The sequence below is a fragment of the Azospirillum formosense genome (genome assembly GCF_013340925.1).
GTDB classification, from domain to species: Bacteria; Pseudomonadota; Alphaproteobacteria; order Azospirillales; family Azospirillaceae; genus Azospirillum; species Azospirillum formosense.
Window position 1 is genome coordinate 14,761 of record NZ_WHOR01000047.1, and the last position, 12,953, is coordinate 27,713.

Annotated in this window: 12 protein-coding genes; 7 read left to right on the forward strand and 5 right to left on the reverse strand. The window is 68.5% G+C overall.

The genetic code is table 11. From position 1 onward, the window contains the following. Nucleotides 1-309: 309 nt before the first annotated feature. Entirely contained in the window at nucleotides 310-3,561 is a 3,252-nt protein-coding gene (gene carB / locus GBZ26_RS09035) for a carbamoyl-phosphate synthase large subunit (RefSeq protein WP_174438550.1), read from the forward strand. Nucleotides 3,562-3,643: 82 nt separating this feature from the next. Next, a complete protein-coding gene (greA, locus tag GBZ26_RS09040) occupies nucleotides 3,644-4,117 on the forward strand; it encodes a transcription elongation factor GreA (RefSeq protein WP_081862970.1) in 474 nt (157 codons plus the stop codon). A 134-nt stretch (nucleotides 4,118-4,251) separates the two neighbouring features. Here greA and GBZ26_RS09045 read toward each other — a convergent pair whose 3' ends face one another. Together GBZ26_RS09045 and GBZ26_RS09050 are read right to left on the reverse strand one after the other, a co-directional pair. Beyond that, nucleotides 4,252-5,229 (reverse strand): dienelactone hydrolase family protein, encoded by a 978-nt coding sequence (locus GBZ26_RS09045; RefSeq protein WP_247884789.1) that lies wholly within the window; start codon nucleotides 5,227-5,229, stop codon nucleotides 4,252-4,254. Between the two features lie 188 nt (nucleotides 5,230-5,417). Beyond that, nucleotides 5,418-5,972: an Lrp/AsnC family transcriptional regulator gene (locus tag GBZ26_RS09050; RefSeq protein ID WP_174438551.1), complete on the reverse strand. Its 555-nt coding sequence runs from the start codon at nucleotides 5,970-5,972 to the stop codon at nucleotides 5,418-5,420. Nucleotides 5,973-6,208: 236 nt separating this feature from the next. Between GBZ26_RS09050 and GBZ26_RS09055 the strand changes: the two genes are divergently transcribed. The 4 genes from GBZ26_RS09055 (at nucleotide 6,209) to trxB (ending at nucleotide 9,776) form a co-directional block, all read left to right on the forward strand. Next, the gene (locus GBZ26_RS09055) at nucleotides 6,209-7,138 is read left to right on the forward strand and encodes a mitochondrial fission ELM1 family protein (protein WP_246653655.1); all 930 of its coding nucleotides are present in this window, start codon (nucleotides 6,209-6,211) and stop codon (nucleotides 7,136-7,138) included. Nucleotides 7,139-7,302: 164 nt separating this feature from the next. Beyond that, a complete protein-coding gene (locus GBZ26_RS09060) occupies nucleotides 7,303-7,959 on the forward strand; it encodes a 2OG-Fe(II) oxygenase (protein ID WP_174438553.1) in 657 nt (218 codons plus the stop codon). 37 nt (nucleotides 7,960-7,996) lie between these two features. Then, on the forward strand, nucleotides 7,997-8,641 hold the full coding sequence (locus GBZ26_RS09065; protein WP_174438554.1) for a 2OG-Fe(II) oxygenase: 645 nt from the start codon (nucleotides 7,997-7,999) through the stop codon (nucleotides 8,639-8,641). Nucleotides 8,642-8,789: 148 nt separating this feature from the next. Beyond that, nucleotides 8,790-9,776: a thioredoxin-disulfide reductase gene (trxB, locus tag GBZ26_RS09070; protein ID WP_174438555.1), complete on the forward strand. Its 987-nt coding sequence runs from the start codon at nucleotides 8,790-8,792 to the stop codon at nucleotides 9,774-9,776. Between the two features lie 33 nt (nucleotides 9,777-9,809). Here the strand turns inward: trxB and GBZ26_RS09075 are convergent, their stop codons facing one another. The 3 genes from GBZ26_RS09075 to GBZ26_RS09085 all read right to left on the reverse strand — a co-directional run bounded on the left by GBZ26_RS09075 (nucleotide 9,810) and on the right by GBZ26_RS09085 (nucleotide 11,640). Continuing rightward, nucleotides 9,810-10,265: a DoxX family protein gene (locus GBZ26_RS09075; RefSeq protein ID WP_174438556.1), complete on the reverse strand. Its 456-nt coding sequence runs from the start codon at nucleotides 10,263-10,265 to the stop codon at nucleotides 9,810-9,812. A gap of 164 nt (nucleotides 10,266-10,429) precedes the next feature. Then, nucleotides 10,430-10,897: a Dps family protein gene (locus GBZ26_RS09080; RefSeq protein ID WP_174438557.1), complete on the reverse strand. Its 468-nt coding sequence runs from the start codon at nucleotides 10,895-10,897 to the stop codon at nucleotides 10,430-10,432. Between the two features lie 251 nt (nucleotides 10,898-11,148). Beyond that, a complete protein-coding gene (locus GBZ26_RS09085) occupies nucleotides 11,149-11,640 on the reverse strand; it encodes a cache domain-containing protein (RefSeq protein WP_174438558.1) in 492 nt (163 codons plus the stop codon). 234 nt (nucleotides 11,641-11,874) lie between these two features. On the opposite strand from GBZ26_RS09085, the gene GBZ26_RS09090 reads away from it, so the two are divergent. Further along, complete coding sequence (locus GBZ26_RS09090) at nucleotides 11,875-12,804, forward strand: ketopantoate reductase family protein (RefSeq protein WP_174438559.1); 930 nt, start codon at nucleotides 11,875-11,877, stop codon at nucleotides 12,802-12,804. Nucleotides 12,805-12,953: the final 149 nt, after the last annotated feature.

Genomic DNA, 12,953 nt, shown 5'->3' on the forward strand with positions numbered 1-12,953 from the left:
CTCCGGCGGCAATCAGGTCAAGGTGTGCGGGCTTCTCCCGCTGGTCGATGTCGGAAAGCGCCGGGTTTCCGGCGCACCCCGATTGATGACGCCCTTTCGGCGCGGGTTCAAGCCTTGCCTCGCCGCCCGCTGGCGATGTTTCAGACATGTGGCCTGCGCATCATCCCACCCCTTCCCCTGCTGCGCCTTGTTCCCTATAAAGGGGCCTCGCAACGACATATTGATCCGTGCCCCCTCACACCCGCGCCCCCGCCAGGGGGCCAATGGCGCGAGGGGGCTTTTGCTGCACGAACGTCGAGAAGCGGACCCATGCCCAAGCGCACTGATATCAAATCCATCTGCATCATCGGCGCGGGGCCGATCGTCATCGGCCAGGCTTGCGAGTTCGATTACTCCGGCGTCCAGGCGTGCAAGGCGCTGCGCGAGGAAGGCTTCCGCGTCATCCTGGTGAACTCCAACCCGGCCACCATCATGACCGATCCGGGTCTGGCCGACGCCACCTACATCGAGCCGATCACCCCGGCCGTGGTGGCGAAGATCCTGGAGAAGGAGCGCCCCGACGCCCTGCTGCCGACCATGGGCGGCCAGACCGCGCTGAACACCGCCATGGCCCTGTCCGACGACGGCACGCTGGAGCGGCTGGGCGTGGAGATGATCGGCGCCAAGCGCGACGTCATCGCCAAGGCCGAGGACCGCATCCTGTTCCGCGACGCCATGGACAAGCTGGGCCTGGAATCGCCGCGCTCGCGCCTCGTGCGCAACATGCAGGAGGCGACCGAGGCGCTGGAGTTCGTCGGCTTGCCCGCGATCATCCGCCCCAGCTTCACGCTGGCCGGCACCGGCGGCGGCATCGCCTACAACCGCGCCGAGTTCGAGGACATCGTGCGCGGCGGCCTGCGCGCCAGCCCGGTCGGCGAGGTGCTGATCGAGGAATCGGTGCTGGGCTGGAAGGAGTATGAGATGGAGGTCGTCCGCGACAAGGCGGACAACTGCATCATCGTCTGCGCCATCGAGAACATCGACCCGATGGGCGTGCACACCGGCGATTCGATCACCGTCGCCCCGTCGCTGACGCTGACGGACAAGGAATACCAGATCATGCGCAACGCCTCGATCGCGGTGCTGCGCGAGATCGGGGTGGAGACCGGCGGCTCCAACGTGCAGTTCGCGGTGAACCCCGCGAACGGCCGCCTGATCGTCATCGAGATGAACCCGCGCGTGTCGCGCTCCTCCGCGCTGGCGTCGAAGGCCACCGGCTTCCCGATCGCCAAGATCGCCGCGAAGCTGGCCATCGGCTACACGCTGGACGAGCTGACCAACGACATCACCGGCACCACCCCGGCCAGCTTCGAGCCGACGATCGACTACGTCGTCACCAAGATGCCGCGCTTCACCTTCGAGAAGTTCGCCGGCACCGAGCCGCTGCTGACCACCTCGATGAAGTCGGTGGGCGAGGCCATGTCGATCGGCCGCACCTTCCAGGAGTCGGTGCAGAAGGCGCTGCGCTCCATGGAGACCGGCCTGACCGGCTTCAACGAGGTGCGCATCGGCGACAGCGACACGCCGGACGCCTCGGCGATCCGCGGCGCGCTGGCCCGCCCGACGCCGGACCGCCTGCTGGTCATCGCCCAGGCCTTCCGCCACGGCTTCACCGTCGCCGAGGTGCAGCAGGTCTCCAAGTACGACCCGTGGTTCCTGGAGCAGATCAAGGCCATCGTGGACCGCGAGCAGGCGATCCGCAGCGGCGGCCTGCCGACCGACAAGGCCGGTTGGCAGGCGCTGAAGCAGATGGGCTTCTCCGACGCCCGTCTGGCCGAGCTGGCCGGCAAGAGCGAGGCCGAGGTCGCCGAGGCCCGCCGCGCCGCCGGGGTCACGCCGGTCTTCAAGCGCATCGACACCTGCGCCGCCGAGTTCGCCTCGCGCACGCCCTACATGTACTCGACCTACGAGACCGACGGCACCGGTGCCGCCGAGTGCGAATCGGACCCGACCGACAAGCGCAAGGTCGTCATCCTGGGCGGCGGGCCGAACCGCATCGGCCAGGGCATCGAGTTCGACTATTGCTGCGTCCACGCCGTCTACGCGCTGCGTGAGGCCGGCATCGAGACCATCATGGTCAACTGCAACCCGGAGACGGTCTCCACCGACTACGACACCGCCGACCGCCTGTATTTCGAGCCGCTGACCGCCGAGGACGTGATCGAGCTGGTCCGCGTCGAGCAGCGCAACGGCACGGTGCTCGGCTGCATCGTGCAGTTCGGCGGCCAGACCCCGCTGAAGCTGGCCGACGCGCTGGAGAAGGCCGGCATCCCGATCCTCGGCACCTCGCCGGACGCCATCGATCTCGCCGAGGACCGTGAGCGCTTCCAGAAGCTGCTGCACCAGCTCAACCTGCTCCAGCCGGCCAACGGCCTCGCCCGGTCGCTGGAGGAGGCGGAGACGGTCGCCGCACGGATCGGCTTCCCCGTGGTCATCCGCCCGTCCTACGTGCTGGGCGGCCGCGCCATGGAGATCGTCCACGACATGGCCGGGCTCAAGCGCTACATGGGCACCGCCGTGAAGGTGTCGGGCAAGAACCCGGTGCTGATCGACAGCTACCTGCAGGACGCCATCGAGGTGGACGTGGACGTGGTGGCCGACGCCACCGGCCAGGTCTACATCGCCGGCATCATGGAGCACATCGAGGAGGCCGGCATCCATTCCGGCGACTCGGCCTGCGCGCTGCCGCCCTACTCGCTGCCCGCCGAGACCATCGCCGAGATCGGCCGCCAGGGCGAGGCGCTGGCCCGCGCCCTGCACGTCGTCGGCCTGATGAACGTCCAGTTCGCGGTCAAGGACGGCACGGTCTACATCCTGGAGGTCAACCCGCGCGCCAGCCGCACGGTGCCCTTCGTCGCCAAGGCCACCGGCACCGCCATCGCCAAGATCGCCGCCCGCGTCATGGCCGGCGAGAAGCTGGCCGACTTCACGCTGAACGGCCCGACCCCGCCGCACACCGCCGTGAAGGAGGCCGTGTTCCCCTTCGCCCGCTTCCCCGGTGTCGACATCGTGCTCGGCCCGGAGATGAAGTCGACGGGCGAGGTGATGGGCCTCGACCACAACTTCGCGCTGGCCTTCGCCAAGTCGCAGCTCGGCGCCGGCGTCACCCTGCCGGTCCAGGGCACCGTCTTCATCTCGGTGAAGGAGCGCGACAAGCCGTCGGCCGTGCAGATCGGGCAGAAGCTGCACGCCATGGGCTTCCGCGTCCTGGCGACCACAGGCACCGCGGCGGCGCTGCGCCAGGCCGGCGTCCCGGCGGAGTCGATCAACAAGGTGGTGGAAGGCCAGCCGCACATCGTCGACGCGATGATCAACGGCGAGGTGCATCTGGTCATCAACACCACGGACGGCGCGCAGGCCCTGTCCGACAGCTTCAGCCTGCGTCGCACGGCGCTGACCTACAACCTGCCTTACTACACCACCATGGCCGGTGCACGCGCGGCGGTGGAAGCGATTGCCGCACTCCGGAACGGCAGCCTTGAAGTCGCGCCGTTGCAGTCGTACCTTAGCGGTTCCTATTAGGACGGTTTACGGCGCGGCGGACCTCCTCCGCCGCGCCGTAGCTTTCCCAGGGCGCTGCGTCGGCATGGTGATGGATTGAACGATGGAAAAAGTTCCAATGACTGCGGCGGGATACAACCGCCTGCAAGAGGAGTTGAAGCACCTCAAGACTGTCGAACGGCCCAACGTCATCAAGGCGATCGCCGAGGCGCGTGAGCACGGGGACCTGTCGGAAAACGCCGAATACACCGCCGCGCGTGAACGCCAGAGCTTCATCGAGGGCCGCGTCGCGGAGCTGGAGGACAAGATCAGCCGCGCCGAGGTCATCGACCCGACGAAGCTGTCCGGCAGTGCGGTGAAGTTCGGCGCCACGGTCACGCTCGCGGACGAGGACACCGACGAGGAGATCACCTACCAGATCGTCGGCCAGGACGAGAGCGACATCAAGAACGGCATGCTGTCCATCCAGGCGCCGCTGGCCCGCGCGCTGATCAACAAGTCGGTCGGCGACAGCGTGGAGGTCTCCACGCCGGGCGGCTCCAAGGTCTACGAGATCGTCACCGTCGCCTTCAAGTAAGCGCGGGTTCAAGCTCAAGGGGCCGGTTCGCAAGACACGGCCCCGCCACCGACCGCGAACCGAAACGCCCCGCACCGACAGCCGGTGCGGGGCGCTTTGTTTTCATCCTTTGTTTTCATCTCTGGAACAGCCTGCTAGCCCCGCAGCCGCTCCGCCAGGAAGGCGCTGACCCGTTCGATGGCGTCCTTGCGGGCGGACTCGTCGGTGCCGACCGTCGCCTCGCCCGCGGGGGCGGTCGCCAGATTGCGGCGCTTGCGCAGCGGCGCATGGGGGGAGTCGAAGCCGTGATGGGCGTCGGGATAGACCACCACCTCGGTGCGCTCCTTCACCGGCTCGCGGCTCGCCAGTTCCAGGCAGCGCTCGGCCGGGGTCCATTCGTCCTTGCCGCCCAGCAGCATCAGCAACGGCCCTTCCGGCTGCCAATCGGCATCGCTCAGCGGCGTCCGGCAGCCGGGATAGAAGGCGATGGCGGCGCGGAAGCCGTTTCCCTGCCCGCCCGGCCCATAGGCGGCCAGCACCGTCCCCGCCCCCTGCGACCAGCCCATCAGGGCGATGCGCTCGCTGTCCACGTCGCTGCGCGCGCGCAGATAGGCCAGCGCCGCCCAGGCGTCGCGCTTGCGCTCCTCCGACGCCCGGACAGGACGATCCTTCACCGTGCAGACCTCCGCCACGCCGCGCGGGCCGAAGCTGTCGACCATCAGCACCGCGTAACCCTGCTCGCGCAGCGTCAGCGCCCAATCGATGTGCCGCGACGCCACCCGCCCGGTCTTGGCGTAGAGCCCGCTGCAACCATGCAGCAGGACGACGGTGGGATAGGGGCCGGCGGCCTTGGGGCGCAGAAAGCGCCCGGTCAGGGCCGTCGGGGCGCCGCTGGTGAGGTCGGCGTCGAGCGAGGGGAAGCGGACGATTTCCTCCGCATGGACGCCCGGTGTGGCCGCCACGGCCGGTGGAGAGCCGAGGAGGGGCGGAAGGGCAAGCCCTGCGGCGAGCGCCAGCGTCGGCAGGAAAAGGCGCGGCGGAAGGGCACGGCGGCGGGGTGGGGCCATCATCGTCTCCCGGTCACGGGCTAAATCGGCGAAATCGGTGTCGCACGAGTTTAGCACCTTCGCCATGGAAAGCATCGCACGTGCGAAGACGGGCAGAAATCCATTTTCGGAAACGCTCAGCGTTATAAAATTGCGGGAGGGCCAAAATTGCGCGAGGGCCGTGTTTCCGAAACGCGAACAGCCGGCACCACATCCCATACGCTGGGGGCGGTGCCGGCGGTCCGGGAAAGACTTGGCGTCGGTGAGGCGCCGCGTCAGCGGCGCGCCACCCGGGTCGAGGACTCGCTCTCGTCCTCCTCGTCGTCATCCTCCAGCGAGTCGGGGATGTCCGGCGAGTCGACGTCGATCGGCACACCGGGCGTGTGCTTCGACGTGCGGATCGACAGGGCTGACTTGACGTGCGCCACGTTGGGCGCCGCCGTCAGTTTCGTGGTCAGGAAGCGCTGGTAGTCGTCCCAATCCTCCGCCACGATCTTCAGCAGGAAATCGTATTCGCCGGCCAGCATGTTGCATTCACGCACCATGGGCCAGGAGTTGACGAGTTCCTCGAATTTCTTTAGGTCCACTTCAGCTTGGCTGGACAGGCCGACCTGGGCGAACACGGTGACACCGAACCCGAGCGCGTCGGGATTGATGTCGGCGTGATAGCCGCGGATGAAGCCCGCCTCTTCCAAGGCGCGGACACGCCGCAAACACGGAGGGGCAGAGATGCCGGCACGCCTCGCGAGTTCTACGTTGGTCATCCGGCCGTCATTTTGCAGGTCGCGCAAAATCCGCCGGTCAATTCGGTCGAGTTTGACCCGCCGCATGGTTTGCTCGGTCGCTCCGGGGGTGATTTGAAGAAAGGATATTACACGGCGCAGCCATCCACGCCAAGCAAGAAACCCGTACCGGCGCCGGTGGAAAAACTTTCTATCGATGTATCCAGCCCCGATGCCCACCTGGACGCGACAACCAGCCGCACTCCCAAACCATTCGTGTGACGATGCATTCTTCCATTTCCGGTTCCCTTACCTGTTGGGTCGTGTCGGACGGCAAGCCCGGCATGGAAAACCAGTGCATCGGCCTTGCCGAGGCGCTGGGCCTCACCCCCGTCGTGAAGCGCGTGCGCCTGCGCAGCCCGTGGCGCCAGCTCAGCCCGTTCCTGCGGCTGGGCAACCGCTTCGCCGCCGGGCCGGAGGGCGATCCCATCCGCGCGCCCTGGCCGGACCTGATGATCGGCTCGGGGCGCCAGGCCATCGCGCCGCTGCTGGCCGCCAGCAAGCAGTCGCGCAGGCGGACCTTCACCGTCTACATCCAGGACCCGCAGATCAACCCGCGCCATTTCGGTCTCGTCGTGGTGCCCCGCCACGACCGGCTGCGCGGCCCCAACGTCATGGCCACCCGCGGCGCCCTGCACCGCGTGACGCCCAAGCTGCTGGCCGAGGCCGCGCAACGCCACGCCCCCCGGCTCGCCGACCTGCCGCACCCGCGCGTCGCCGTGCTGATCGGCGGCACCAACGGCGTCTACGCCCTGACCCCGACCATCATGGGCGACGTCGCGGAGAAGCTGTCGGAGCTGGCCCGCAGCCAGGGGGCCGGGCTGATGGTCACACCGTCGCGCCGCACCGGCGCCGACAACGAGGCGATCCTGCGCGCCCGTCTGAACGGCCTGCCGGCGGAGGTGTGGGACGGCACGGGGGAGAACCCCTATTTCGCCTATCTCGGGCTGGCCGACGCGGTGGTGGTGACCTGCGACAGCGTGTCCATGACTTCGGAAGCCTGCTCCACCGGAAAGCCGGTCTATGTGATCGCGCTGGAGGGCGGCTCGCCCAAGTTCCGCAGCTTCCATGAAGAACTCTACAAGGAAGGCATCACCCGGCCTTTCACCGGCGCCCTGGATCAGTGGACCTACCCAACGTTGGACGACACCCGGCAAGTCGCCGAAGAGTTGCGGCACCGCCTTCTCGCCCACCGCGCCAAGCACGGCGCTTGAGATTCGCGGCGCCGCGCGCCCCGCGATGCCGCGACGTGGCGTTGTTTGCTTGCGCTTTTCAGGGGAGATTCCTGTCAAACGCTTCATGAACGCTAATTCATTTAGCGCGTGTGCCGCCCTATGGTAATTCGCCTTTACCGCTGGGACGCATTGGAATTTTTCGCATGGTTTCGCCCGACGCGGTCCAGGATGCCTTCATCCGCTGCCTGGACAACGCCCCGACCAAGGATGACCCGTATCGCCACTGGCTGTTGTCGCGCGCGCTTCCCGACGAGGCCGCGGACGGCATCGCCGCCCTGCCCTGGGCGCCGCCGCCGGTCGGCGACACCATGGGCAAGCGGGACACCAACAACGCCACCCGCAGCTATTTCTGCGCCCGCAGCCGGGCCGAGCATCCCGTCTGCGACGCGGTCGCCACGGCCTTCCAGCGCCGGGCGGTGACGGCGGCGATCGAGCGGACCTGCGGCGTCGATCTGGCCGGCACCTCGCTGCGCATCGAGTACTGCCAGGACACCGACGGCTTCTGGCTGGAGCCGCACACCGACATCGGCGTCAAGAAGTTCACGATGCTGATCTATCTCTCCAAGGGGCCGGACTGCGCCGGCTGGGGCACCGACGTGCTGGACGCCACCCGCACCGTCGTCACCCGCGCGCCCTACGCCTTCAACGGGGGACTGGTCTTCGTTCCCGGAACGAACACCTGGCACGGCTTCGCCCCGCGCCCGATCCGCGGCGTGCGCAAGTCGATCATCGTGAACTATGTCGGCCCGGAATGGCGCGCCCGCCACGAGCTGGCCTTCCCCGACACGCCCGTGGCCTGAATTGCCGCTGTTTGAGTTGCCGTCTGGAGACCGCCCCATGTCCACGCCCACCTCCATGCTGGATCTGGACCGCTTCCGCGCCACCCCGCTGCAGCACGAGCCGTTCGACTTCCTCTGCGTCCCCGGCTTCGTGAAGCGGGAGCGTCTGGAGGCCCTGCACCGCGATTACCCCAAGGTGGACAAGCCCGGCTCGATCCCGCTCGGCGTCTTCCCGCAGGGCCCGGCCTTCGACGCCCTGATCGAGGAGCTGCGCGGCGCGGCGGTCTGCCAGGCCTTCTCGGAAAAGTTCGGTCTGGACCTGTCGCGCTACCCGACCATGTTCACCGCCCGCGGCATGTGCCGGGCGACCGACGGCAAGATCCACCCCGATTCGGCCAGCAAGATCGTCACCGTCCTGATCTACATGAATCCGCCCTGGGAAGCGTCGGGCGGGCGCCTGCGCGTGCTGCGCAGCCCGAACCTGGAGGACTACGCCGCCGAGGTGCCGCCGGACGAGGGCACGCTGCTGTGCTTCCGCCGCTCCGACACCTCCTGGCACGGGCACCATTCCTTCGAGGGCCGGCGCCGCGCCGTGCAGATGAACTGGGTCCGCAACAGCGTCTACATCTGGCACGAGCAGTGGCGCCACCGCGTCGGCGCGTGGCTGAAGAACCGGACGGGGGGCGCGCCGGCCCACTACTGAAGGGGGTTTTCCCAGGCGGTCGATGTGAAGCATCGTCACCATGATGGGCCGGCATGGCAGGCTTTCCGATGACAGCGCGCCGGAACTGGACCATATGTTCGGCGCGGCCCTATGGTCCGCGTCAGCCCAGATCGTGACGGACAGAGCGATGCCCAGCACCCACCACACCAAGGTTCTCATCATCGGCGCCGGTCCCGCCGGCTACACCGCGGCCATCTACGCGGCGCGCGCCAACCTGCAGCCGCTGATGGTGCAGGGCATGCAGCCGGGCGGCCAGCTCATGATCACCACCGACGTCGAGAATTATCCCGGCTTCGCCGACCCCATCCAGGGGCCGTGGCTGATGGAGCAGATGCAGAAGCAGGCGGAGCATGTCGGGACCAAGATGGTCTTCGACCTGATCACCGATGTCGACTTCAGCCAGCGCCCCTTCGTCTGCAAGGGCGACTCGGGCGACACCTACACCGCCGACAGCGTCATCATCGCGACCGGCGCGCAGGCGCGCTGGCTGGGCATCTCCAGCGAGGAGATCTACCGCGGCTTCGGCGTGTCGGCCTGCGCCACCTGTGACGGCTTCTTCTTCCGCGGCAAGGAGATCGCGGTCATCGGCGGCGGCAACTCCGCGGTGGAGGAGGCGCTGTACCTCACCAACCACGCCTCCAAGGTGACGGTCATCCACCGCCGCGACAGCTTCCGCGCCGAGCGGATCATGCAGGACCGGCTGTTCCGCAACCCCAAGATCGAGGTCGTCTGGGACAGCGTCGTCGAGGAGATCGTCGGCGAGGGCGACGGCTCCATGGGCAACCCGCGCGGCGTCACCGGCGTGCGCGTGAAGAACGTGAAGTCGGGCGAGGAGCGGGTGATCCCGGTGGCCGGCGTCTTCGTCGCCATCGGCCATGTCCCCGCCACCGCCGTCTTCCAGGGCAAGGTGGAGACCGACTCCGAGGGCTACATCGTCACCGCCCCCGACTCGACGGCCACCAACGTGCCGGGCGTCTTCGCCGCGGGCGACGTGAAGGACAAGATCTACCGGCAGGCCGTCACCGCCGCCGGCATGGGCTGCATGGCCGCCCTGGAGGCCGAGCGCTGGCTGGCCCACCACGAGGGCGAGCCGAGCCCGGCGGGCAACTGGTAACCCGTTGGCGGGGGCCGGGCGACCGGTCCCCTCCTACCGCCGGTTCATCAAACCGTCCACGCTGAACCGCCCGGCTCCGGCGGCGATCAGCGCGAGGAAGCCGCCGATGATGGCGAGGTTCTTCATGAACTGGATGCGCTGCATCCCCTGGGCCTCCGGCGGGTAGGTCCAGTAGCGGTGGGCGATCAGCGTCGCCATGATGGTGAAGAGGACCACCGCCGCCGCGGCCAGCCGCGTCCAGGCCCCCAGCACCACCGCCAGCCCGCCGAAGCATTCCACCGCACCGCCCAGCGCGGCCAGCAGCATCGGCATGGGCAGCCCCTGCCCCGCCAGACTTTCAGCGAAGCCGCCGAGATTCATCAGCTTGCCGAAGCCGCTCTCCACGAAGATCGCTCCGATCAGCAGCCTTGCGGCCAGCAGCAGCGCGTCCTGCGCGCCCGTCGCCGCCCGGTCCGCTCCCCGCGTCCGGTCGAAATTGTAGGAGGCCATGGCCCCTCTCCCGCGTCCATCGGACATCCCAGGAGAACGCGCGGCTCCGCCCGGTTGTTTCCTCCCTGTTGTTTTGTTTGGCCGAAAATGGACGGGGCGCCGCCCCGAAGGACGGCGCCCCGCCGAATCACAAAGTCGAATCGCAAACCGCTGTTCAGCGCCGACTACTCCAGCATGGAGCGCAGCATCCAGGCGGTCTTCTCGTGGATCTGCAGGCGCTGGGTCAGCAGGTCGGCGGTCGGCTGGTCGTTGGCCTGCTCGGCGGTCGGGAAGACCTTCCGGGCGGTGCGGGCGACGGCCTCGTGCCCCTCGACGAGCTGGCGCAGCATCTCCTGCGCGTTCGGAACGCCCTGCTCCTCCTTGATCGAGGCGAGCTTGGTGAACTGCGAGAAGCTGCCCGGCGCCGGATAGCCGAGGGCGCGGATGCGCTCCGCCACTTCGTCCAGGGCGGTCCACAGCTCCGTATACTGGGTCATGAACATGGTGTGGAGCGTGTTGAACATCGGCCCCGTGACGTTCCAGTGGAAGGAATGCGTCTTCAGATACAGGGCGAAGGTGTCGGCGAGCACGTGGTTCAGGCCGTCGGCGATGGCCTTGCGGTCGGCTTCCGCGATCCCGATGTCGATCTGCATGGTTTCTCAATCCTCCGAGGGGTTGTCTTCCATTCTTGGCTGCAATCGAGGCTACGCCCCGCTGCGCCCCGGGTAAAGACCCTGCTTTAGAAACTTTCTAAAAAGCAGCCCTGCGCAACCCGCATGCCCCGGCATGCCGTGAAGGCCACCCCGACAAGCTTGGGCGCGCCCGGTGCGGGTCAAGATGTGCGCCGCAACAGCATCCGTATCAAGCATCGGTCATGGGCGCCCCGAACACGCAGCCCACGGCGTCAATGGTACAGCCCGACATAGGCGACCAGATCCTGGCCCGGCACCCGCTTCACGAAGGTGGTTTTCGGCTCGATCCGGTTGCTGGCAGGGTTCAGCCAGCGGTATTCCACCCAGCCCTCGCCCGAATCCTTCGCCACCGACAGGATGTCGCGCACGATGTCGCGCCCGTCCGGGTCCTTCACGTTGATCACGCTCATCCCGACTCCGGCGGGCCGCGGCGGGTAGACCTTCCACACCCCGGCGAAGTCGATGACGGTGACGTAGAGCGCCCCGTGCTTGAACTCCCCGTCGCGGTTGAACGCCGCCGCCGCCGCCTCCAGCCCCCGGGCGGCGATCAGCTCCGCCGCCTTCAGCGCGACGGCGCGGACCCGCTCCTGCTCCGGATTGCCGGGCTGGGCATGGGCACCCGTGGGGTGGACCGTCGCGACCAGAAGGGCGATCAGCAAAACCCACAGGACGCGGAGCGGCGGCGTTCGGACGAAGGCGCTCATGACAAATCCCCCGGATCGGCCAATGCAGGAAAAAGGGCGCCGATCGGTTCGCCCACTGTCGAAAGAAAGTCGGCCTCCGGCAATCCGCAATCCTGCGGCCTATTGCCGCAAAGTTCCGCGCGGGCCACACTGTCCCCCAGCGTCCGGCACCAAAGGCCCGCCCGGCCTCCGCCGATCGATCGGCCCCATCCAACGGTGCGCGCCGGCCCGGACCGCATTTGGGAGGAGCAACGCATGCGCATCGCAATCATGGGGGCGGGCGCGGTCGGCGGCTATTTCGGCGCGCGCCTCGCGGCGACCCACGGAACCGACGTGCATTTCATCGCCCGCGGCCGGCATCTGGAGGCCATCCGCCGCGACGGCCTGCGCATCGAGAGCGAGGCCGCACCTCTGCACCTGACCGACGTCCGCGCGACCGACGACCCGGCGGAGGTCGGGCCGGTGGACCTCGTGCTGTTCGCCGTCAAGCTGTGGGACACCGACCGCGCGGCGGAGGCCTGCCGCCCGCTGGTGAAGCCGGGCACCGTGGTCGTCACCGTGCAGAACGGCGTCACCGGGATGGACACGCTGTGCCGGATCCTGGGGCGGGAGCATGTGGCGGGCGGCGTCGCCCACATCGGCGCCACCATCGCCGCCCCCGGCGTGATCCGCCACACCGGGACGCTGGCCCGCCTGACCTACGGGGAGCTGGACGGGCGCCCCTCGCCCCGGCTGACCGGCTTCCACGCGCTGGCCGAGGCGGCCGGGTTCGAGGCGGTGCTGTCCGCGGCGATCCTGCGCGCGCAGTGGGAGAAGTTCGCCTTCCTGGCGCCCTTCAGCGGGGTCACCGCCCTGACGCGCCAGCCCGCCGGGGTGATCCGCCGCGTTCCGGAGAGCCGCGCCCTGTTCCTCGACGCGGTGGCGGAGGTCGCCCGGCTGGCCCGCGCCCGCGACGTCGATCTGGGCACCGGCATCGTCGCCCGCGTGGAGGCGCTGCTCGACGGCCTGCCGCCCGCGATGACCTCGTCCATGCTCAACGACCTGACGCGGGGCGGGCGGCTGGAACTGCCCTGGCTGTCCGGGGCGGTGGTGCAGCTGGGATCGGAGCTGGGGGTGCCGACGCCCGTCCACCGGGTGGTCGCGGCGGCCCTGGCGCCCTACGCCGACGGACCGCCCTGGAAGTGACACCCCAGCGGGGGCGGCGTGACGTCATGCCGCCCCTTTTTTCCATCGACAGGTCCCCCGCCACGGGTGGACCATAACGTTGAAAAGGCACTGTTTTCAAAGCACCGGACCAGTCCGGCACCCTGTCAGGGCCATGCGCGCCGCCGGTG